Here is a 23307-nt window from a genome sequence, read left to right as displayed (position 1 = left end):
TTTATGACTCCGCTTGTTTTTTAGCAGGATAATATTTTCGTTCTGGTCTGCCAATGATTCCATATGCCAGCTCTGCCCGGCATTCTCCCGTTGTCACAAGATACTCTACGTATCGTCTTGCTGTTGTACGTGATGCACCCATTTTTTCTCCGAGTTCTTCCGCTGTAATTCCGCTAATCTCTTCCTCCATTAATGTTTTCACTTTGTCCAAAGTCAGTGAATTAATACCTGTTGGCAAGTCTCGGTCATCCTTTTGTTGCGATTCTTCCTGCATCTGACCAAAAAACAGATCAATCATCGTTTGATTGACTTCATCTTTTGAATTGATTAACTCTTTCTTCTCTTTATATTCGGTTAAAACCTGAGTGAATTTTTGGACCGTCACCGGTTTGATTAAATAATGAACCACTCCATAATGAAGCGCGTCTCTTAGCAGCATCGTTTCCGTTGCAGCTGTGATAATGATCACATCCACATCAGGATGGCGCTCTCTTAAAAGCGGCAAAAGGTTCGTGCCTAGCTCATCAGGCATATACACATCAAGTAAAATAAGATCCACCTGTTCTTTTTGAAGTGCCTCCCACATATCCTTTGCACTTTTTGCCTTTCCGGCAACTTGAAAGCCTTGTACCTTTTGTATATAAGATTCATGAATCGCAGCAATTCGAAAATCATCCTCCGCAATGAGTACCTTCATCACAACCTATTCCCCCTTTGTGCCTTTCGGTATGTAAACAGTGAAGATGGCACCGCCTTCTTTTTGGTTCGCAACTTCAATCCAGCCCCCAAGTTCCTCCAGCACTTCTTTGACATTGGCAAGTCCATAGCCTCGCCCTTCTCCCTTTGATGAATGTCCTCTTGTGAAAAGTTGTGAAATGGCTCCTTCATTGACACCATCTCCTGAATCAGACACCTCTATGATAATATCAAATCCAATATCTGTGATGAACAGGCTTACGTCTCTTTTCTCCTGATTCAATACGGCCTCAAACGCATTGTCTACGAGATTGCCAATGATGGTGATAAAGTGAGATAAACTCATATGGACTGGGAGCGGCTCCAATGAACTATTTTCATCAATGTGAAAATGAACTTTTTTCTCAGATGCCTTTCCTAACTTCCCAAGTAAAATGGCTTGTATCTTCGGAGAGCGAATTTGCTTCATGAGTAAATCATGCTGGCGATTTTGAAGAGTATATTCTTCTTTAATTAAGTCAATGGCTTCATCCACTTGCTGTAACTCAAGCAAGCCCAAAATAGCGTACAGCTTATTCGAAAATTCGTGTGTTTGCGCTCTAAGGTCTTCTGAATATTGGCTTACCTCTGTCAATGTATCCAGGAGCTTCGTCAGCTCGGTCTTCTCCCTGAAGCTCACAATTCCTCCAAATACTCGATTGTCCTGCACCACTTTTTTGACATTTAACACAAAGGTTTTATCATTGACGACTGATTCTATGTTAGGTTCAATCGTCTCTACCTTTAGATAGGATAGAAGATTGGCATTTGGCAACACTTGATCAATATGAAGAGGCAGCGTTGAAGAGACCCGCAGCATCTGTTCAGCTGACGTATTCATCATTGTAATTGCACCTTTACGGTCAAATGCAATGATTCCCTCTTTAATCGCGTGCAGCATCGCTTCTCTTTCTCGATATAATGAGGCAATTTCATGCGGTTCAAGCCCTAATATATCTTTTCGAATACTCCTTGTTAAAAAAATGGCGCCAAAAACCCCAGGCAGCAAAACAAGAAGGGCAATATAACTTAATTTGAATAGTTGATGGGCTGTCGCTTGGTCGATATCTCTTTTTAAAAATTCGACGCTGACTGTCCCAATAATTTCTTCATGACTGCCTGTTTCTTTCATAATTGGGGCACTGCCTCTGACAACGGTTTCACCATCAGAATCACCCGTTGATATGGAGGTTCCTCCAAATAGCAGGGTACTTCTTCCTTCCGACACACTGATGGTTTTCCCTACATCCTCATGATTTGTATGAAAAAGAACCTTTCCTTTTTGATTGGTGATAAAAATGGCATGCGCTCTTACTTGCTCCTTCATTTGCTCAAGTACAGCCTGCTCTTCGTTTTGGGAATCTCCTGTAGCCACTGATGTTTTAATAGGCGGCATATATGAAATCGTTCTAGCAGTTTGCACCGCCAGCTGTTCAGCTTGGCTCTGCCTTTCTGATGTCTGCAAAAAACCAAAACAAATGGTCAATAAGGCAATAACAACAAGTAAAAGACCAATAATTAACCCAAAAATTTTTGTTTGTAAAGTGACTTTCCTTTTGCCCATCCTCACCGCCACAACCCCTAATTCAGTAGATTCACCCGAATAGACTCTAAGAAAATCATATCACTTTTTCTCACTAAGTTAAGAGAAAATTCATTCCATACAAAAAAGGACGACTCATGATTGAGTCATCCCAATGTGTTCATTACGTGATTGATAAACCAGCACTCGCATAGCCTGCTACGGTATTCACTAATGATAGACCTGTAGCTGTTGCAGAGAAGACAACGAGCAATCTTGTTTCTGGTGTGACTGGTACGTTCAAACCAGTAGCAATGCCGTTTGAAATAGCACCTATCGTTAAAATACCGGTTAACGCTGGAGCCAATGTGACGCTCGCTACTTGCGTGAAACTGTTATCTGGTGTCGGTGAAGCAAACAGACTAGCTGTTACAGTAATACTCGTGCCAACTAAAGAAAGCGCGGCTGTCGTACTAAAATAGCCAGCAAATGACGTAATGGTTCCATCTCTCGGCACTGAAAACGCCATGTTTAGTAATGTTCCTGCTGCCCCGGTTAAATCAATGATTCCGCCTACAATACTGACACCTGTTGCTGAGTTACCGAATCCGACCAAGCTAGATGTTCCAACGAGACCGCCTGCGATTGTGGTTACAACAGCTGGCGTACCAGATGCAAATGGAATAATTGCACTCGATCCTGTCACACCTGTTGGACCTGTGGCGCCGGTGGCTCCTGTTGCTCCGGTTACTCCGGTCGCACCTGTATCTCCTGTTACTCCGGTTGCTCCTGTAACTCCTGTTGCTCCAGTTGCTCCGGTTACTCCGGTCGCACCTGCATCTCCTGTTACTCCGGTTGCTCCTGTAACTCCTGTAACTCCTGTTGCTCCTGTATCTCCTGTTACTCCGGTCGCTCCGGTTGCTCCTGTATCTCCTGTTGCACCGGTCGCGCCGGTTGCTCCTGTATCTCCTGTTGCTCCGGTCGCTCCTGTGACGCCGGTTGCTCCTGCATCTCCTGTTGCACCGGTCGCGCCGGTTGCTCCTGTATCTCCTGTTGCGCCGGTAACACCTGCGGCTGCCAATAACGTATAGTCTGGTGACGTATCTGGTGTACCTGTTGGTGGTGCTGTATTCACAACATAGGTTCCACCTTCAAATGTCACGACTTGACCTACTGGATAGGTTGGAGCAGCTGCTGGGTCAAATGCCAGAATGCCGGTTAACCCTACGCCGGTTGCTCCCGTATCACCCGTTACTCCAGTTGCTCCGGTGGCGCCGGTAACTCCGGTAGCGCCTGTATCACCCGTTACCCCAGTTGCTCCCGTGGCGCCAGTTGCACCTGTATCTCCTGTGGCACCTGTAACTCCGGTAGCGCCTGTATCTCCTGTGGCTCCGGTCGCTCCTGTGACGCCGGTGGCACCTGTATCTCCTGTGGCGCCTGTGGCTCCGGTCGCTCCTGTGACGCCGGTGGCACCTGTATCTCCTGTGGCTCCGGTTACTCCAGTAGCACCTGTATCTCCTGTGGCTCCGGTACCTGTTGCTCCCGTGGCGCCTGTTGCTCCGGTGGCGCCTGTAACTCCAGTAGCACCTGTATCTCCTGTGACACCAGTCGCTCCGGTACCTGTTGCTCCCGTGGCTCCTGTTGCTCCGGTGGCGCCTGTAACTCCAGTAGCACCTGTATCTCCTGTGGCACCAGTCACTCCGGTACCTGTTGCTCCCGTGGCTCCTGTAACTCCAGTAGCACCTGTATCTCCTGTTGCACCAGTCACTCCGGTACCTGTTGCTCCCGTGGCTCCTGTTGCTCCGGTGGCGCCTGTAACTCCGGTGGCGCCTGTATCTCCTGTGGCACCTGTATCTCCTGTTGCACCAGTCACTCCGGTACCCGTTGCTCCCGTGGCTCCTGTTGCTCCGGTGGCGCCTGTAACTCCGGTTGCTCCTGTATCTCCTGTGGCACCAGTCGCTCCGGTACCCGTTGCTCCCGTGGCTCCTGTTGCTCCGGTGGCGCCTGTATCTCCTGTAGCTCCGGTGGCTCCGGTGGCACCTGTACCTGTTGCTCCCGTGGCTCCTGTGGCACCAGTTTCACCAGCAGCTGCTAACAATGTATAATCTGGTGATGTACCTGGCGTACCTGTAGGCGACGCTGTATTCACTACATACGTACTTCCATCGAATGTCACGACTTGACCTACTGGATACGTAGGTGCTACCGCTGGATCAAATGCCACAATACCAGTTAAACCTACGCCTGTGGCTCCTGTGGCTCCTGTGGCTCCGGTTGCTCCTGCCGGGCCTGCTGGACCCGCTGGACCTACTGCACCCGCCGGACCTGCTGGACCTGCTGGGCCTCTTCTTCCTCTCCCGCCTGGCGGACCTTGAATCACACAAACACAAGGATCTTTTCCGCAGCAAGGATTTTTCACTGATTTTCCTGGCTTACCTGATCTTCCTTTCTTACAACTATCACATTCCCAGCCATCATCCTTATACGCATCATACCAGCTTCCTTTTTGGTAGTGGTCTGTCGAATGAGTTGGATATGTCTTTCCGCATTGTCTACATCTTCTCATGGAATCACCCCCATCCATCGTATTCATCGTTCCTTGGAAAGGTGTATGTACATTTTTATTTTTATTAAAAATATTGAAAAGACCTCGCGCTCGATGCACAAGGTCTTCTATTTATTGAAATTTCATTGTTATTTTGATATCTTTTCCTACCATACTATATTTAACATCTGCTGGACGAATCGCCTCTTTTAGTTTTTTTACCCCATCTCCTTCAAAAAAAGTAGGCGCACTCTTGCCTCCGATTAATAAAGGTGCCATATAAATGACAGCTTCATTGACAAGTGATGCTTCTAAAAAGGAAGCACTCACATTCCCTCCTGCTTCAACAAGAACTGACATGACAGAACGTTCCTTCAGCATGCGTAACACTTCGTGAATATCCGTCCGCCGCTCTCCGCTTGTGACATAAATTTGATGCCCTTTGTCTATAAGCTGTTCATACTTTTTCTGATCATACATATGCGAGGTGCAAATAATGGTTTCCGCCATACGATCTGTTAAACATTTCGCATGAAGCGGAATCCTTAATGTGGAATCTAAAATGACACGAATGGGCTGGGTCATGATTGAATCTTTCACAATAAGACCCGCATCATCTTGAATAATCGTTTCGACACCAGTTATCACAGCATCTGCTTCTTGGCGCAATTGCTGCACTTCTGTTCTCGCTTCTGTTCCAGTGATCCATTTGCTTTCTTGATCAGCCGTTGCAATTTTCCCATCTATTGAAATCGCTGATTTTAATATGACATAAGGAAGGTTTGATTGAATGAAATGAAAAAAAGGCACGTTTAAGCGCTCTGCCTCCTGTTTACATATTCCTTCTTCTACTTCGATCCCGGCTTGTTTCAACATGGTCATTCCCTTGCCTGCTACAAGCGGATTCGGGTCTTGGGTCGCAATGACTACTCGTTTCACACCACTTTTGATAATCGCTTCTGTGCAAGGACCCGTCTTCCCATGATGTGAACAAGGTTCGAGCGTGACATACAGATGAGCTCCCTTTGCCTTTTCTCCTGCCATTTGCAGTGCATGGATTTCAGCATGAGGTTCGCCCGCCTTCATATGAGCACCCATTCCAACAATTTCACCTTGCTGTACAATGACGGCACCGACAAGCGGGTTTGGGGAGGTTTGCCCTTTCATTGCTTTGGCGTTGGCAATCGCCAGTTTCATATAAAACACATCGTCTTTCATGTGAGTCTCCTTTCTTCTCTTTCAAGGGAAAGAACTCCTTCAGGAAATGAAGGAGTTCTATTCTCATATTTTTTCCATCCGTTTCTTTTCAGAACGATCATAGTAAGGCAAGGAATAAAAAAGTTTATATGATGCTCGTTGTTTACAAAAACAGCATTTGCGACATTCATATTTATTAATGAGGAGCACATGCGGACAATTGAGTACAGTTAGGCCTTTTTTCATATGTTCCTTGCAAACACTTATCATGAGAATCCCCCGCTTACATTCTTTTTCTTAATGAGAGATTACTTCTTTTGGAAATTGTTCAAATAAGCGCAGTACTTCGGTATACGTGCCATCTTCTCGAATATGATAAATCCCACCATCATACGAGCTTGCGTATACATCATTGCCTAATTGTCTAATGGCACTTATCCCATTCTTAGCAATTCTAATCGGGCCGGTATTGACCCCTAGCTCTGGATTCCACACTACGATATAGCCCCAATAATCTCCGCTCACAATATAGCCAGAGTCTGTGACAGAGACCGATTTAATCGAATACTGGTGTTCATTATGCTGGTCTAAAATTCTTCCTGTATGCAAATCAAACAATCTCACATTCTTGTCACGGCTGACAATGGCAATACGGTCTCTTTTGCTATCAATGAATACGTCATTTAACAGCTCTGTCGCCCCGATATATTTGGCTTTTAAAGACAAGCTCTTCTTATCTAAAAGACAGATGGTGCCTTCTACCGCAGCTGTGATGATATGATCCCCTTCTACTTTTAATGCTTTCACAGCACAATCATGTGCTTTGGAACGGCCAACTTCCTTTAAATGCTCTGTCGAAATGACATGTACATAACCGCCGTAAGTTCCAATATAAAATTGCCTGTCCTCCTCGTGGAAATACACACTGTTGACCGGTCCTGTATTGAGATCAAACGAAACCATTTGCTGTAATGATTCATGAACAATATGCACCTGACTTGCATGATCTCCCCACGCATAATAGCTTCCATCTCTAGCGACAGCCACTCCATTTGTTAAAACGCCTGTCGATTTAGTGATTTCAATCCCATTCTTTCTGAATTTTCCGTCATCTGATGCTGTGATAATATCTCCTGCCTCAGTCAGTGCAATATCATTAATAGATGGTGTCGCCATTTCGACCTCATCTGATACAACTTCCCCCTTTTCAATAGACCATTCACAATACGTTTTTCCAAAGCTGGCTCCTAGGATAGATTTCTCATCTTCCGTCCAGACAAGCGAGCGCTCCCACTGATATTTATGAGGCAGCAGCGTATCGACTAAATCCCCTGTTTCGTAATTCCACAGCTTAATTAAATGGTCATAGCCTGCTGTCAGCAAGTAATTGCCGCTTGGAGAAAAGTTCACCCGCTTGACTCCCTGTAAATGAGCTTTAATGATTTTTTTCTCCTGTAACGTCACCGCATCATAAATAATGACGGTGCCATCGTCTCTGCCAAGTGCGAACACTTCTTTTTGATTGCTGCCGCTTATTGTGTCCAGCTCATAATCAAACGGACCGATTTCCCCTACAATTTCTCCTGTATCATACAGCCATACAAGAACGTAGCCGTCATCACCTGTTGTATAAGCTTTATCGCCATGTATCCATACAGCTAATACATCTTTGCTATGTCCATGAAATTCTCTTAGAATGGCTCCTGTTTCGATATCCCAGACTAAGCATCTTCTATCTCTGGACACCGAGACAAGCAAGGTATCCTGCTTCGCAAAAGCAACGGCTTCTACATCATCCGCATGACCAAACAAGGTGCGAATTCGAGTATGTGTGCCTGTATCATACAATTGAATGGTGTAGTCTGACGAAGCACTGGCTAAGTACTTTCCGTTTTCAGAAAGAGATAAAGAGTTAATGATATGCTCATGACTTCCAATAAACGTTCCTTCTCCTGTCGCCCGGTTCCACTGATAAATACAGCGGTCATAGCCGCCAGTGTAAACAATTTGGTCCTGCTGAGTTGATAAAACAGATGTAATTGGTCCTCTATGCATAATTTTACACTCCCACCTTTATATGTTGTTTTTGACGAGTCATTACACGAAAGCCAGTAAATCGAAAAACAGGGTCTGGATGCTTCCCATGTCTTCTGGCAACTCTGCATAAATCTCCGCCTCTTGCAAAGGAGCCGCCTTTTAAAATGTAGTAATCACTGCCAAGCGTTTCCGTTAAATCATCTACAACCTCAATGCCACCTTCGTACACATGATATTTGCTGTTGACCCATTCCTCGACGTTGCCCCCCATATCATAAAGTCCGAATAAGGATCTTCCCTTTTCGTAATGGCGGACAGGTGTCGTTTTTTCAATATTTGATTCGTACGTATTACAGTAAGAAGGGTCAAACTCATCTCCCCAAGGATATTGATTTCTCGTATTACCCCGGGCAGCATATTCCCATTCTTCTTCCGTAGGAATCGACACGTCTATCCCGAGTTTCCCGCTTAGCCACTGGCAGAATGAGAAGGCTTCCTCGATCTCCATGCCCCAAGCCGGATGATCTTTCCCGCCGCCAAGTTCTTGATTCGTTAAGCTCTCAGGGTACGACTGGCCTGTTTCATCACAATAGCTTTGATACCATTCATTGGTGACGACCGTATCTGAAATGAAAAATTCATTGATATACGGCTGATAGGATGGAAATTCTTTGTACAGCCATTTTTGAAATTTTTTCTCACGGCCGTAAGTTGGATTGAGAAGCTTGTCCTTCCAGAATTCTGATGCCTTTTTCATATCTTCTTCATTACTTCCGATTGTTGCATAGCCGCTTGGGATTTGAATCCAATTGATTTCAGGTTTCACACTTTTCTCCCGCCTTCTTTAAAGTAAACTCATCTACTGATTAATTAATTTTTTCTCATCGACCATATGCCCTGAGGCTGCTTTTGCTTTTAAATAGGCTTCATTATAGAGAGAGGCTTCGACCGTATGATCAAACCGCAAAACAGGAAGACCGTAGGCAGCAATGGAATCGACTTTATCTGGATTGTTCGTTAGGAGATGCATTGGTTTCCCTTTGTTTAAATAGTGTAGAACAGCCGCTGCCTCTTCGTAATGCCGGTCATCATCGCCGCATCCAATCAGGCGGTTGGCTTCAAACGTATCCAGCTGCATTTCCTGTAATTTATACGTCAATGCTTTCGCCATCAGCCCAATTGACCGCCCTTCTTGATTGGCCATATAGACAAGCATGCCTTTTCCGTAATCGGTGATTTTTTTCAGCGATAACGCAAGCTGTGGACCGCAGTCACATTTCAGTGACCCAAACACATCCCCTGTTTGGCAGACACTATGAATTCGCACAAGCGGCGGCATTTCATTTTCAAAGTCGCCAAATAAGAGACAAGAGGAAAAGGTTTGCTGCGCGGTACTCATTTGGACAATAGATTCGATCGTTGGTTTTGTCTCCCCTTCAACAGGTGCGAAGGCATACCACTTAAATGACACTTCTTCATGTTGAATGGAGATTGGCAGGTTCACTGGCCCCACGAGCAAATAGTTTTTTTCTTGAAAGGTAAAATGATGAATCATTGATTGTAATTCATCTACAAACTTATTCATTTGTCTCCCCCCTATTCATCGCTGCACCCAAATCGACTCAGGAAGCGCAGTGATGGTGGTGAATATGTGTCCGCACTCATGGCTTAAAAGAACATGGATATGCGTTTCCTCTCATCGTTCAGACCTTGATTCCACCTATTCTAGCGATAGTTCAATCTAGGTCTTTTCCAGTACAAAGGAGCAGAATTTTGGGTTCATCACGCCTTTCTCTTACATGATGCGCGCAGGCTCTTTCTTAGAATGAACACCTCTGCTACGTCTGAGTGTTCACCTTTGTACTAGATTTTGACGGCAATGACATGGTGCTGGCTTATGCCGGCTTTTGCTTTTAATGGTGTAATCGATACAAGCTCCAGACCTGATGAACAAATTCTTTCTCCAAGCTGAGAGTCTGAAAATGAAAAGTGGAAACGGCCATCTTCTCCGATTAACCCTGTTCTCCACTCTTCTCCCCATACAACAAGTGAGAAGACTCCGCCTTCTTGAAGCAAAGAGGACACCTGTTTTAAATAACGCTCATGATCATCAGGGTGCTGGTGATGAAAGCAGCCATGATCTAAAATTAAATCAAACTGCTTTTCCCGTCCCTGATCCATCGACCAGGACATAAAATCTTGATGAAAAAAATAGACAGGGACCGTTTCTCTTTTCTGTAACCCTCCCCACTCCTCATGCTCATACAGGTCGATGCCGACATATTCGGAAAGTCCGCTTAAATGTTCAAGTGCCCGGCCGTTCCCGCATCCGATATCGAGCACAGAAGCAAGTGCATTTTTTTCCCTTGAACGCCAAGCTTTTAATGACATCACGGCTGCATCTGTTAAGGATGGATCAGTAGACCACATATCTGTTCTTTTCTCATAATGTTCTTGAAATGCCATACGCATTTTTTCTAGATACAACCCACTGTCTTCATGGTATAAAGCCTTTTTCATCACAGGACCTCCTTCTATTTAAAATCGACTTTTCGGGCAAAGGTCATTTCCAAGCCAAAAACCTTATGTTAAAATAAAAGATGGATTTTTTAGGAAATCTGTTTTCTGAAAAAGAAGAGAAGCATCCCACATGTTCACTCTTCTTTTTCAGCATGCATCCTCATATGCAGCCATTTGAAAGCTGAAGCGCATCAGCTTGTTTTCTCTTTTTTTCATATGAGTTCACCTCCTTCACCGTTCGATCAACTCACAACCTTTTTTGAAACCGCTTTCTCCTCTGTACAAAAACATAACGTCTTTTCTATATCTCTTGCAAAGTGATCATAGTAGAAAGGTCAATCTACTGTTTAGATCGGCTGCCATATTTTCTTCAAGTAAAAGACCGTTTTCTTATGTGTTAGTAGACATATTCCGAGTAAGCTTTTTCTCTTAAAAGCACTTATACCTTGGTTTTATGACACCACCTTTCACTAGAATTAGCCTTGAATAAACCCTTCAGAATTTTAACAACTACTTCCATAATGACTGGAATAAGCCAAATATATTGTTTTTAGATTATTTTGTCAACAAATTATTTCCTAAACATTAAAATGAATTTTCTAATTGAAAATACAGGTATTTTTCGTGGTTTTTTGACCTCAAAACACTTATTTCTACACAAAAATACAACATAAACCAATAGAACTAAGAAATTTATCTACTAAATTACACAAGATTTTTATTACATTTTGAAACAAAATCGAAAGATACAATGATTATTTCCCGAATGGTTTTTTGTGAAATTTTTACTATTCTTTTCTCATTTCCTATCTTTTTCTTTGGTATATCTGCATTTTCAATTAGATGTTTTACTGTTTATTCCAATCTGCTATTTTTTCTAAATATAGTAAAAAAGATGCAACCTCTCCTTCAAAGATGATGGCATGAAAAAAAGCCCCTTACAAAAGTAAGAGGCTTTTTCTCAGTTGGCGTTTATGCCCAAGTTTTCACTTTTTCATGGTCTGTCACAAACAGAAGGACTTTTCCTTCATCTAAATGTTCTTCAAATTTCTCAGCTTCTTCTTTAGAGAAACCAATTTCATGGATTTTATTTCGGAGCTCATCACCCTTTTTACTAAAGATGTTCCCAACAGCATGTTTCAGTCCAACTTCTCTTGGACCTATCGTATTGGCATCTGCATTCCCAGCAATACGCTCTGTACGATCATCGTCATGGGACAGAACATAAATGTCCTCTCTTGCAACACCGAGTGATTTTAATTGCTCTACATCTCTTTGAAGTGTTTCATCATTTGAATACTCTCTTACAACAGGTTTCATTTTATATTCCTCCTTTAGCGTCTTACGAATCTTTTACCCGTCACTTTTATCATTAAACCTTCCTTGAGCACATCCATTTTACATTGAGTACTAACCATGCCTATTGACTTATTTTTGACAAAAATCCTGTAAAAATGACTAAATTTTCTGAAATATTGTGTTCATCCCTGCTGTTTTGTTGTACAATTCTTGTACTGGAGGCTAGAAATGAGGTAGAGCTGATGTATTACTTTTCAGCGGAGCAGCAGTTTAATGCTTGGGTTGTCAGTGATTTGGTGAAACAGCTTTTTCAAAAGTGGAATCCTGAAGAAGCAAAAGCAGAGCCGCTTACATTGTTTGCTGAACAGCACTTTCGCATCTCCATTGATTATCTCTTTTCCATCATTATTAACATTGGAGATATCGAGTCAATTGAACAAGATCCACAAGACCTGTTGTCCTCATACTTGAATATCCTTTTTCCTTTTGTGACGCGCGATATGATGAAAGCCTCCATGCAAAATGCGAACGAATATTTGTTAAAAGAACGTGATGCGGACGTATATCAGCTGTTTGGCTGTCTACCGCCGCTCCTCTCTGTTGACTTTCAAAAAAGTAGTCCTCATCTATGAGATGGCGGCTGCTTTTTTGTATGTGTTTGAAATAGACCGTATGTTTTGAATGAAAAGAAGCATCATGTTAATGTAAATCTAGGCTGCAAGTGAAAGGGAGGATTTGACATGAGTCAGCAAAAGCAAATTCAATTAGCCAAACGTCCACAAGGATTACCTACAAAAGATGTTTTTCATTTTGAAACAGTCGATATACCTGTGCCGCAAGATGGTGAAGTTTTGATTCAAACGAAATACGTTTCTGTAGATCCTTATATGAGAGGACGAATGCAGGATACAAAATCCTATACACCTCCATTCAAGCTAAATGAAGTGATTCAGGGCGGTGTTGTCGGAGAAGTTGTCGAGTCTAAATCGCCTCAATTTGAAAAAGGTGATTTTGTTCTCGGATTCCTTGGCTGGCAAGAATATTCCACGGCCAAAGCTGAATCTCTCACTAAAATTGATCCATCTATCGCGCCATTGTCCTATTATTTAGGCATTTTAGGCATGCCAGGGCAAACCGCTTATTTCGGTCTTCTTGCAATTGGCCAGCCAAAAGAAGGCGAGACCGTCGTCATTTCTGGAGCCGCAGGTGCCGTTGGTTCCGTTGTGGGACAAATTGCTAAGATCAAAGGCGCTCACGTCGTTGGGATTGCGGGATCTGATGATAAGCTGGCTTATTTAAAAGAGCTGGGCTTTGATGAAACAATTAATTATAAAACAACAAAAGACTTAGATGATGCTATTGCAAAGGCGTGCCCTAACGGCGTCGATGTGTATTTTGACAATGTAGGCGGCGAAATATCTGATGCCGTGATGAATCATTTGAACCGCTTCGCACGTATTCCAGTGTGCGGTGCGATTTCGTCTTATAACATTAGCGCAAGCGAGGACATTGGACCGCGTGTGCAAACAAAACTCATTAAAACAAGCGCATTGATGCAAGGCTTCATTGTTGCCAACTATTCAGATCGTTTTGAAGAAGCAGCAAGAGATCTCGCACAATGGGTAAAAGAAGATAAACTGACTTATAAAGAAACAATCATTGAAGGCTTTGACAACATTCCTGATGCATTCCTCGGACTATTCAAAGGGGAAAATGTCGGAAAACAGCTTGTCAAAATTTCATAAAAAGAAAGGACCCTCCATGTGGGGGTCCTTTTTTTATGCTTGCTTGGGCGCAAGGTGCAGCTGACCTTGCTTATAAACAATTTCCTGAAGCGAAAGATTTAGCTTTTTCGCCATTTTTTTAAGCATTGAATGCTCTTGAGGTGTGACTAGGCTGATAACAGCTCCTTCTTTTCCTGCGCGGCCGGTTCTGCCTGAACGGTGGATATAGCCTTCTTCGTTTGGCAGGTCGGCATGGATCACGTAAGGCAGATCGTCAATATCGATCCCTCTTGCTGCGATATCTGTTGCAAGAAGAAGCGGGAATTCACGCTGTTCAAATTCCTTTAAGATGATAGCTCGCTCTGCTTTTTTCGCTTCACTATGAAGAACACCGAGGTCGACATGGTGATACGCTAATTTCTCTGCATAAATGCTTAGATTCGTAATATCACGCACAAAGACGAGCGCATGCATGTCCTCAAGCCGTGATAGCTTTTGCAGTAGTTTTACTTTGTCACGCTGGTCACATAACAGATAATAGTGTCCTACTTTCTGCGCTTCTTCCGCACTTCTAGCAATTTTCAATACTTCTGGTTCAGACGTCATTTCTTTAATCAGTTGAACCGTTTCGTCTTTTAAGGTCGCAGAAAAACAAAGGATTTGTCTTTCTTTTAGTGTGGATTTAATGATCGCTTGGATCGTTTTCATATGCTCTGGCACAAGAAGCTGATCTGCTTCATCTAGCACGATTGTTTTGACTTCGTGCATTTTCAGTTTCTTGATTTTGATTAATTCTTGGACGCGGCCTGGTGTCGCTACGACGATGTTCGGGTGTTTTTTTAGTTTTTCCTGCTGCTTTTTGATGTTCGCTCCACCAATCAAGGAGACCGCTTTGATGTCTGATCCTTGTTTGAACTCTTGCACAACATCAAAAATTTGCATCACAAGCTCTCTTGATGGTGCCAAGATTAAGACTTGCGGGTGCTTGATATTCACATCGATTTTATTTAAAAGAGGCAACACATACGCCAGTGTCTTCCCCGTTCCCGTAGGCGATTCTGCGATCACATCACGCTTCTCCGTAATCCATTCTGCTGTTTTTTCTTGTATAGCTGTTGGTTTTTCGAAGCCAGCCGCTTGGAAGTTCTCTTGAATAAATGGCTTTGCTTCTTTCAAAAATGCCCAATTTTCTATCATGTCGATCTCCTTTATCCTCATTCAATCTATCCTTTAGTATCTCAAAATCAGCTTTGAAACGCAATTTTTCTTTTGATGCTTTTATCAAGCCGGACAGTTCGATATAATCATGAGAGGCACTAGCCGTTTTGAATCTATTTGAGGTGTAAAAAATGATATTATCTGTTAAAGATTTAAGCCATGGCTTTGGCGACAGAGCCATTTTCCACGAAGTCTCCTTCCGTTTATTAAAAGGCGAGCATGTCGGCTTAATTGGCGCCAACGGTGAAGGAAAGTCAACGTTTATGAATATTATTACTGGCAAGCTGGAGCCAGATGCAGGAAAAGTTGAATGGGCAAAAAATGTCCGTGTCGGCTACCTGGATCAGCACACTGTGCTAGAAAAGGGCAGAACGATCCGCGAAGTGCTTCAGGATGCTTTCCACTATTTATTTTCAATGGAAGCAGCGATGAATGACATTTACGGCAAAATGGGTGAAGCCGATCCTGATGAGCTGGAAAAGCTGTTAGAGGAAGTGGGCGTTATTCAAGATGCGCTCACAAACAATGATTTCTATATCATTGATTCCAAGGTCGAAGAAATTGCGAGAGGTCTTGGGTTAACAGATCTTGGGCTGGACCGTGATGTGACGGAGCTGAGCGGCGGACAGCGTACAAAAGTATTGCTTGCGAAATTGCTGTTAGAGAAGCCAGAAATTCTCCTTCTCGATGAGCCGACCAACTATTTAGATGAGCAGCATATTGAGTGGCTGAAGCGCTATTTACAGGAATATGAAAATGCGTTTATCCTCATTTCACATGATATTCCGTTTTTAAACAGCGTCATTAACTTGATTTATCATGTTGAAAATCAAGAGCTCACACGCTATGTTGGTGATTATGATCAATTTAAACAAGTGTACGAAGTCAAAAAGCAGCAGCTTGAAGCAGCTTATAAAAGGCAGCAGCAGGAAGTGGCTGAATTAAAGGATTTTGTGGCAAGAAACAAAGCACGTGTCAGCACAAGAAATATGGCGATGTCCCGTCAAAAGAAACTAGATAAGATGGATATGATTGAACTCGCAGCAGAAAAGCCAAAGCCTGAATTCAATTTTAAGGCGGCACGGACTTCTGGAAAATTGATTTTTGAAACAAAAGATTTGGTCATTGGTTATGATGAACCGCTCTCTCGTCCTTTAAATCTGAAGATGGAACGCGGGCAAAAAATTGCGTTATACGGCGCTAACGGCATCGGAAAAACGACATTGCTGCGAAGTCTCCTTGGAGAAATCTCACCAATTTCTGGTGAGGTGGAACGCGGAGAATTCCTTCATATTGGCTACTTTGAGCAAGAAGTAAAAGAGCAAAACAGCAACACCTGTATTGAAGAAGTATGGGGCACCTTCCCTTCTTACACGCAATATGAAGTGAGAGCTGCTCTTGCTAAATGCGGATTAACGACAAAACATATTGAAAGCCGCGTGTCTGTTTTAAGCGGTGGAGAAAAAGCAAAGGTCCGTCTTTGTAAGCTGATCAATGAAGAAACCAACCTCCTTGTTCTCGATGAGCCGACCAATCACTTGGATGTCGATGCGAAAGAAGAACTAAAACGTGCATTAAAAGAATACAAAGGGAGTGTCTTATTGATCTCTCACGAACCTGAATTTTATCAAGATGTAGCCACTGAAACTTGGAATTGCGAATCTTGGACGACCAAAGTATTATAATCACAAAAAAGCCTTATATCTCATGCAGATATAAGGCTTTTTCTATTTAATGACCTGCTTGAATATTGATGAGATGTTTCCGGCCAATTAGCAGGATGATCATGCCTAACAGAACGACAGCCGCCCCAACATAGTAAGGGGTGCTTGCAGTAAAAGCTTCAGCAAGTACGCCGGCAATCCAAGGAGCAATCGCGCCCCCAATAAACCGCACGGCACTGTAAGAGGATGAAGCAATGGAACGCTCAACCGGTGCTGATCCCATCACTGCGGTCGTGAGCACAGTATTGATCATACCAAGAATACCCCCAGCAATGACAATACCGCAGATGACGACTACAACATGTGAAGTCCAGATTCCAATACCGAATAAAATCACAGCAAACGAAGCAAACAGAACCACAAGAGAAGTCAATGTTCCAAGCTTGCGATGAATGACCGGCGCTGAAAAGACGGAAGTCACAGCTAAAAATAGTCCCCATCCAAAAAAGACATAACCAAGACCATGCTCATCCAGATGAAGCACAAATGGCGAATACGCTAAAAGCACAAAGAAACCAAAATTGTATAAGAAAGCGGCAGAAGCCATCGTTAAAAGTCCTTTATATTTTAACGCCCCGACAGCCTCGAATAATTTCACCTTTTTCTGAGGTTTTTGCATCGGTGGAAGCATAAACGTAATGGCTAAAAGAGCAACAAGCATTAACACCGCAACGCCAAAGAATGGACCGCGCCAAGAGATCGTCCCAAGCTCTCCGCCAAGCAGCGGTCCAATCGAAATCCCAAGACCTAGTGCAGCCTCGTATAAAATAATGGCCTTCGCACTTCCTCCAACAGACACGCCGACAATGACAGAGAGAGCCGTTGAAATGAATAAGGCATTCCCAATGCCCCATCCCCCTCTAAAGCCGATTAATTCATTAATCGTTGAAGAGGTACCCCCTAAAGCAGAAAAGACAATAATAAAAATAAGTCCGATTAATAACGTCCATTTCGCACCAATCCGACTAGAGATAAAGCCGGTAAAAAACATCACAAAACCAGTCACAAGTAAGTAGCTCGTAAACAAAAGAGAGACCTGACTTGGAGATGCATCTAATTGTGATGCAATGGCAGGCAAAATCGGGTCCACAAGTCCTATCCCCATAAATGAAATCACACATGCAAAGGCAACAGCCCAGACGGCCTTCGGCTGCCTAAGCAGACTTGTACGCTGTTTTAACACTTCTTCTTCCTTCATTCCATCAGAACCTTTCCTTCATATGTTCACAAAATAAAATAAACACACTGAGGTGTTTATTTTTGTAATTGCTCAATCGCATGAGCCGCTCTATCTTTCATCGTTTCAAGATCCTTTTTAAAGGATTGAATCGTTTCAAGCTTTTTTGTAATCAATTGATGCTGCACAGTCAGCTGCGCCTCAATATCTAACAGTTTTTCTAATCGTTCCTTCGGATCAAGCGACAGCAAATAGCCTTCTTTATTCAGCTCTAACTGCTTCCCTATTTCCATAAACGATTGAAGCTCTTGTAAAGAAAAGCCGAGTACCTCTTTTGCCTGCATTACTTTTTCTAGTTCTTCCATGTCGTCCTCTGAGTACAGCCTGACACCGCCCTCTGTCCGCTTTGGTGCTGATAATAAACCAATCTCTTCATAGAAACGAATCGTCCGTTTGGTCAGTCCGCTTCTTTTCGCCACTTGATCAATTTTCATCCATTCCATTGCCAGTGCCTCCTGCTCATCAATTCATGATTTATTATACACCTTCATAACCTTAACGTAAACGTAAATGTTTGGGTTCTTGATTCTCTCGTGTTTTGATGAAAATAAAAAAAACCTGCAAAATGTTCTGCAGGTTTTTTTATTTCAATCATTTTATTAGGATTAACCCTCTAATTCCTCAATCATGATCGACAGTTCTGTCCAGCGGTCCATTGCTTGTTCTAGTTCTTCAGCAACGGCTTTTTGTTCGTCCATCAGTTCTTGAATTTTCCCAAAATCACTGCCTGCTTCTGCAATGCTTGCTTCAAGCTGCTGATGTTTTTCCTCTAATGCCTGAATCCGTTCTTCAATTCCATCCCATTCAAGCTGGTCTTTGTAAGAAAGTTTTTTTTTCTTTTTAGGCGCCGCATCTACTTGTTTCTCAGCAGGCTTTGTCTCTGTGCGCTTCGCTTCTTTTTCTTGCTCCATGTAATCGCTGTAAGCACCTTGGTAGTGTGAAACGCGGCCATTTCCTTCAAAGACAAGCAGACGGTGAACCACTCGGTCTAAGAAATACCGATCATGCGATACGGTCATGACAACGCCAGGAAACTGTTCTAAATAATCCTCTAAAATGCTAAGTGTCTCCGTATCAAGATCGTTCGTCGGCTCATCTAGAAAGAGAACATTCGGTTCTTCCATTAAGACTTTCAGTAAATACAGTCTGCGGCGTTCTCCCCCTGACAGTTTGCGAATAAACGTCCGCTGCATGGATCTTGGGAATAGGAACCGTTCCAGCATTTGCTCTGCTGTCACTATGGCGCCATCAGATGTCTTAACGATCTCAGCTGTTTCCTTGATGTATTCAATGATCGTCAGCTCTTCATCCATTTCCTTGTGATCCTGCGTGTAATAGCCAATACGAACGGTTTGTCCAATTGTCAATTGTCCTGAAGTCGGTTCAATTTTACCCGCAAGGCAGTTGAGAAGCGTCGTTTTTCCGACTCCATTCGGTCCGATAAATCCAATCCGGTCGCCCGGCACGACTAAGTCTGTAAACCGCTCCACAAGGTTCTGGCCAGCAAATGAAATCGACAAGTCTTCTGCCTCTATGACTTGTTTTCCTAGGCGATGGGAACCGATGGCGAAATCCAGCTCTCCCTTCGCATCAGGCCCTTTTTGATCCATCAGCTCTTCGGCTCTGCCGATACGTGCTTTCTGCTTCGTCGTTCTTGCTTTTGCCCCTCTTCTCAGCCATGCAAGCTCGCGTCTGAGCAAGTTTTGACGCTTCGTTTCTTTTACCTGAGCTTCGGCTTCTCGTTCCGCTCTTTTTTCTAAAAAGACTTCATAATTTCCTTTATACGTATAGAGTTGTCCTTGATTCAATTCGTAAATCCGATTGGCCACCCGGTTGAGGAAATAACGATCATGCGTCACCAGAATGACAGCACCGCTGTATTGACTCAAATATCCTTCGAGCCATTCAATCGTTGCATTATCGAGGTGGTTGGTTGGCTCATCTAAAATCAGCAATCCTGCGGGCTGAATTAAATTTTTAGCAATCGCGACACGCTTTTTCTGTCCGCCTGATAAAGCATGAACAAAGCGGCTCACATCTTTGACGCCAAGCTTTGTCAAAATCGTTTTTGCTGATAGGTTCGCATCCCATGCGTCTTCCTGATCCATTCGATTTTGCATGCGCATGAGCGCCTCTTGTTTTGCCTCATTTTGCGGATCATGCTCTAAATCGGCGAGTGCCTGTTCATATGCCTTCATCGTTTGAATTATGGGTGCTGTTCCAGAAAAAATGTAATCGAGAATCGTTTCATCCCCGTCCATTTCGGGGTCCTGCTCAAGAAATTCGATATCAAGTGTCCCTGCCTTCGTGATGTCACCTTCCTCAAACGATTCAAGTCCTGCAATGACCTTTAGGAGCGTTGACTTTCCTGTTCCGTTTGGTCCAATCAATCCGATGCGTTCCTTTGGTTCTATATGAAAAGAAATATGATCAAACAGCGTTTTCTCGCCATAGGTTTTATATAATCCTTCAACATTCAATAAACTCATTTTTATCAGCCCTTACATAGATTCTTCCTTTATTTTAAATCAGCCAGTTACAGAAAACTAGTTTTAAAAAACCCGCAGCTGAAAAGAATGTTTCCTTTTGCTGCTCGATACACTATGAAGAGGTGATCTAAAGATGGTAACCATTAGCTTATGTATGATCGTGAAAAATGAAGAGGAGGTGTTAGCGGACTGCCTTTCCTCTGTCCAAGACATTGTCGATGAGATGATCATCGTTGATACAGGCTCAACAGATCGTACGAAAGAGATTGCTCACTCTTTTTCAGCCAAGGTACTTGATTTTGAATGGGTTCAGCATTTTGCCAAAGCCCGCAATTTCGCTTTCTCACGTGCAACGAAAGAGTATATTTTATGGCTTGATGCAGATGATGTTCTGCTTGAAGAAGACCGTCAAAAATTTCTTCAGCTCAAAGAGACACTCGATCCTTCTGTGGATGCTGTCTCGATGTTTTATCATGTAGGATTCGATGAAGACGGTCAGGTGAATTTTAAATATAGAAGAAATCGCCTTGTGAAGCGTGCCTTGAACTTTCAGTGGTACGGGGCCGTTCATGAGTTTCTTCAGGTGTATGGAAACATCTTACCAGCCGATATAGCCGTCACACATCAAAAGCGTAAGAAAACAACCGCTGGTGAACCAGGGCGCAACCTGCGAATTTATGAAGACATGCTGGCAAGGGGAGAGGACATGACGCCCCGTGATCTCTTTTATTTTGCCAATGAATTAAGAGATAACAGGCAGCATGTCAGAGCAATTCGTTTTTATCATGAGTTTTTAGCGACAAAACAGTGCTGGATTGAGGATGAAATTCGCACATGCCAATATTTAGCCGACTGCTATTATGCGGTAGGTTTCGAGGAAGCGGCTTTATCCTCATTATTACGTTCTTTCTTATATGATCAGCCTCGGCCAGAATTTTGCTGCCGAATCGGGGATCATCTAAAAATTCAAAATAAACATCAGGCAGCAATCTTTTGGTATGAGCAGGCGCTGAAGGCTCCTGAAAACGAAGCAGCCTTCACACTCACACATTATAAAACGTGGTATCCTCACCTTCAGCTTTGCTATTGTTATTATCAGCTCGGCGATTTGGAGAAAGCCAAAACACATCATCTTGCCTCCGCCGCCCATCACCCAACTCATCCAAGTGTGCTGTATAATGAAAAAATATTTGCTGAACAGACATAAACTAAACTATCTATCACCACATCCGCCTTCCATCTCTTGGCGGATGTCTCTTTTTTAGCAAAAATTCGATTGTGGCGTTTAATACTTTAGTGGTTTAAAGCGTTCTTCAACCAATTGACTAAATTGTCATTTCAGCATATACTAACACTCGTCTTACGAAAAGATTTATCCATTAGGAGGTCAACATGAGTTCTTTATTTCGAAAAAAGTCTCTCGACCAGCTCATGCTTGAAAGTCAAACGAAGCGGCTCAGCCGATCGTTAAATACGTTTGATTTAATCTTGCTTGGCATTGGCTGCGTGGTCGGGACTGGTATCTTTGTGATTACGGGGGTTGCTGCGGCAAAGGATGCGGGACCCGCGATTATTATATCTTTTATTTTAGCTGCGATCGCATGCGCCCTTGCTGCTTTTTGCTACGCTGAATTCTCCTCATCCATTCCTGTATCAGGAAGCGTCTATACGTATTCCTATGCTACACTTGGGGAATTTCTCGCCTTCTTAATGGGCTGGGATCTTATGCTTGAATATGTCATTGCGCTCTCTGCTGTAGCAAGCGGATGGTCGTCCTATTTCCAATCACTGCTCAGTGGATTCGGTCTGCACATACCGAAGGCTTTATCAGCTGCACCTGGAGCCGCTGATGGGGCCGTCTTTAACCTTCCAGGCGCACTCATTATTTTGCTTATCACCTTTATCGTCTCAAGAGGCGTCAAAGAAAGCACGAAGCTGAATAACATCATTGTGCTGATTAAAATTGCCATTGTCCTTCTCTTTATCATTTCAGGCTTTGCTTACGTCAAACCTGAAAACTGGACACCTTTTATGCCGATGGGCTTCCACGGCGTGATTGCTGGAGCGGCGACTGTCTTTTTTGCTTACCTTGGATTTGATGCAATCGCTAATGCGTCTGAAGAAGTCAAAAATCCTCAAAAGGCGATGCCAATCGGAATCATCGGTGCGCTCGGTGTTTGTACGATTTTATACATCGGTGTTTCATTCGTCTTAACAGGCATGGTTCACTATACGAAGCTGAATGTCAGTGACCCTGTCGCATTTGCTCTTCAAGTCGTTGGCCTGAATAGTGTGGCGGGCATTATATCCGCAGGTGCTATTATTGGGATTACGACAGTGTTAATTGCACTTGTTTATGCTCAAGTTCGCTTAACCTTTGCCATGAGCCGAGATGGACTCATGCCGAAAATCTTTTCAAACGTTCATCCAAAATCGAAAACACCGGTTGCTAACACTTGGCTCACAGGTGCTGTTGCGGCATGTATCGTTGGATTCGTCAACTTATCTACGCTAGCGAATTTAGTCAGCATCGGTACACTTGCAGCCTTTACGGTGATCTCTATCGCTGTGATCGTCCTACGGAAAAAACATCCGAATATGAACACAGCTTTTAAAGTACCCTTTGTACCTTACCTTCCCATTATTAGTGCGGTCATTTGTATGATATTGGCTGCTACACTGAAATGGGAGACATGGAGAGCCTTCCTGATCTGGGTGGCCATTGGTGTCGTTGTTTATTTCACCTATGCAAGACGAAAAAGTCATCTGAATGAAACACATTAGAAAAGAGACACGGGGTTTCCCGGTCTCTTTTTTTGCTTAAATCACGCTGTTTTTGGCTGAATTTGAGTCCACCATATCTGGATCTAACACGCTTGAAATCGGAATGACAAGCGGTGAACAATCTCCATTGTCCTCTCCAAATCCTTGGTTCATTTTCATCGAGAGAAAATAATCGATCTGCTGATAAGGACCTAGCGTCAGTGATGCACCCCGATCCATTGCATTGATTTTAAAAGCACCGACATTGACGACTGAGGGTGAGAATAACATCACACG

19 protein-coding genes are annotated in these 23307 nt (G+C 43.4%); 5 read left to right on the top strand and 14 right to left on the bottom strand.

What is annotated here, in order from left to right; genetic code table 11:
• Window position 1 precedes the first annotated feature (1 nt).
• The 9 genes from SB660_RS11985 to SB660_RS11945 form a co-directional block, all read right to left on the bottom strand.
• Window positions 2–700, bottom strand: a complete 699-nt coding sequence (locus SB660_RS11985) for a response regulator (protein WP_180309407.1) — start codon at window positions 698–700, stop codon at window positions 2–4.
• 3 nt (window positions 701–703) lie between these two features.
• Complete coding sequence (locus SB660_RS11980; RefSeq protein ID WP_180310826.1) at window positions 704–2299, bottom strand: ATP-binding protein; 1596 nt, start codon at window positions 2297–2299, stop codon at window positions 704–706.
• Between the two features lie 142 nt (window positions 2300–2441).
• The gene (locus SB660_RS11975; RefSeq protein WP_410582714.1) at window positions 2442–4823 is read right to left on the bottom strand and encodes an exosporium glycoprotein BclB-related protein; all 2382 of its coding nucleotides are present in this window, start codon (window positions 4821–4823) and stop codon (window positions 2442–2444) included.
• Between the two features lie 111 nt (window positions 4824–4934).
• Window positions 4935–6020: a bifunctional diaminohydroxyphosphoribosylaminopyrimidine deaminase/5-amino-6-(5-phosphoribosylamino)uracil reductase RibD gene (gene ribD / locus SB660_RS11970; protein WP_410582712.1), complete on the bottom strand. Its 1086-nt coding sequence runs from the start codon at window positions 6018–6020 to the stop codon at window positions 4935–4937.
• Window positions 6021–6296: 276 nt separating this feature from the next.
• Window positions 6297–8054, bottom strand: coding sequence for a WD40 repeat domain-containing protein (locus tag SB660_RS11965; RefSeq protein WP_410582710.1), 1758 nt, complete (start codon window positions 8052–8054; stop codon window positions 6297–6299).
• 4 nt (window positions 8055–8058) lie between these two features.
• Window positions 8059–8862, bottom strand: a complete 804-nt coding sequence (locus SB660_RS11960) for a formylglycine-generating enzyme family protein (RefSeq protein WP_169057314.1) — start codon at window positions 8860–8862, stop codon at window positions 8059–8061.
• A 33-nt stretch (window positions 8863–8895) separates the two neighbouring features.
• Complete coding sequence (locus SB660_RS11955; protein WP_058015455.1) at window positions 8896–9621, bottom strand: GTP cyclohydrolase II; 726 nt, start codon at window positions 9619–9621, stop codon at window positions 8896–8898.
• 278 nt (window positions 9622–9899) lie between these two features.
• Window positions 9900–10556 (bottom strand): class I SAM-dependent methyltransferase, encoded by a 657-nt coding sequence (locus SB660_RS11950; RefSeq protein WP_058015456.1) that lies wholly within the window; start codon window positions 10554–10556, stop codon window positions 9900–9902.
• Window positions 10557–11528: 972 nt separating this feature from the next.
• Window positions 11529–11876 carry a YflT domain-containing protein gene (locus SB660_RS11945; RefSeq protein WP_058015457.1) on the bottom strand — a complete coding sequence of 116 codons (348 nt, stop codon included), beginning with the start codon at window positions 11874–11876 and terminating at the stop codon, window positions 11529–11531.
• Between the two features lie 221 nt (window positions 11877–12097).
• Here SB660_RS11945 and SB660_RS11940 point away from each other — a divergent pair, with 221 nt between their 5' ends.
• The gene (locus SB660_RS11940) at window positions 12098–12487 is read left to right on the top strand and encodes a YfmB family protein (protein ID WP_058015458.1); all 390 of its coding nucleotides are present in this window, start codon (window positions 12098–12100) and stop codon (window positions 12485–12487) included.
• Window positions 12488–12595: 108 nt separating this feature from the next.
• Window positions 12596–13600 carry an NADP-dependent oxidoreductase gene (locus SB660_RS11935; protein ID WP_058015459.1) on the top strand — a complete coding sequence of 335 codons (1005 nt, stop codon included), beginning with the start codon at window positions 12596–12598 and terminating at the stop codon, window positions 13598–13600.
• A gap of 33 nt (window positions 13601–13633) precedes the next feature.
• On the opposite strand, the gene SB660_RS11930 is transcribed toward SB660_RS11935, so the two are convergent.
• A complete protein-coding gene (locus SB660_RS11930; protein ID WP_410582706.1) occupies window positions 13634–14776 on the bottom strand; it encodes a DEAD/DEAH box helicase in 1143 nt (380 codons plus the stop codon).
• A gap of 152 nt (window positions 14777–14928) precedes the next feature.
• Between SB660_RS11930 and SB660_RS11925 the strand changes: the two genes are divergently transcribed.
• Window positions 14929–16482 carry an ABC-F family ATP-binding cassette domain-containing protein gene (locus SB660_RS11925; RefSeq protein ID WP_061407071.1) on the top strand — a complete coding sequence of 518 codons (1554 nt, stop codon included), beginning with the start codon at window positions 14929–14931 and terminating at the stop codon, window positions 16480–16482.
• A 46-nt stretch (window positions 16483–16528) separates the two neighbouring features.
• Here the strand turns inward: SB660_RS11925 and SB660_RS11920 are convergent, their stop codons facing one another.
• The 3 genes from SB660_RS11920 to SB660_RS11910 all read right to left on the bottom strand — a co-directional run bounded on the left by SB660_RS11920 (window position 16529) and on the right by SB660_RS11910 (window position 20247).
• On the bottom strand, window positions 16529–17719 hold the full coding sequence (locus tag SB660_RS11920) for an MFS transporter (RefSeq protein WP_410582704.1): 1191 nt from the start codon (window positions 17717–17719) through the stop codon (window positions 16529–16531).
• Between the two features lie 56 nt (window positions 17720–17775).
• Complete coding sequence (locus tag SB660_RS11915; protein WP_061407069.1) at window positions 17776–18201, bottom strand: MerR family transcriptional regulator; 426 nt, start codon at window positions 18199–18201, stop codon at window positions 17776–17778.
• A 162-nt stretch (window positions 18202–18363) separates the two neighbouring features.
• Window positions 18364–20247 carry an ABC-F family ATP-binding cassette domain-containing protein gene (locus SB660_RS11910; protein WP_410582701.1) on the bottom strand — a complete coding sequence of 628 codons (1884 nt, stop codon included), beginning with the start codon at window positions 20245–20247 and terminating at the stop codon, window positions 18364–18366.
• Between the two features lie 133 nt (window positions 20248–20380).
• On the opposite strand from SB660_RS11910, the gene SB660_RS11905 reads away from it, so the two are divergent.
• Both SB660_RS11905 and bcaP read left to right on the top strand, forming a co-directional pair.
• Entirely contained in the window at window positions 20381–21454 is a 1074-nt protein-coding gene (locus SB660_RS11905) for a tetratricopeptide repeat-containing glycosyltransferase family 2 protein (RefSeq protein ID WP_058015464.1), read from the top strand.
• 185 nt (window positions 21455–21639) lie between these two features.
• Entirely contained in the window at window positions 21640–23031 is a 1392-nt protein-coding gene (gene bcaP, locus SB660_RS11900; protein WP_058015465.1) for a branched-chain amino acid transporter BcaP, read from the top strand.
• A gap of 36 nt (window positions 23032–23067) precedes the next feature.
• On the opposite strand, the gene SB660_RS11895 is transcribed toward bcaP, so the two are convergent.
• Window positions 23068–23301, bottom strand: coding sequence for a hypothetical protein (locus SB660_RS11895; RefSeq protein ID WP_058015466.1), 234 nt, complete (start codon window positions 23299–23301; stop codon window positions 23068–23070).
• Between the last annotated feature and the right edge of the window lie 6 nt (window positions 23302–23307).

It is taken from the genome of Bacillus sp. SIMBA_005 (genome assembly GCF_046535585.1).
In the GTDB taxonomy this organism is placed as follows: domain Bacteria; phylum Bacillota; class Bacilli; order Bacillales; family Bacillaceae; genus Bacillus; species Bacillus pumilus.
This window is presented reverse-complemented; position numbering and strand designations above follow the sequence as displayed.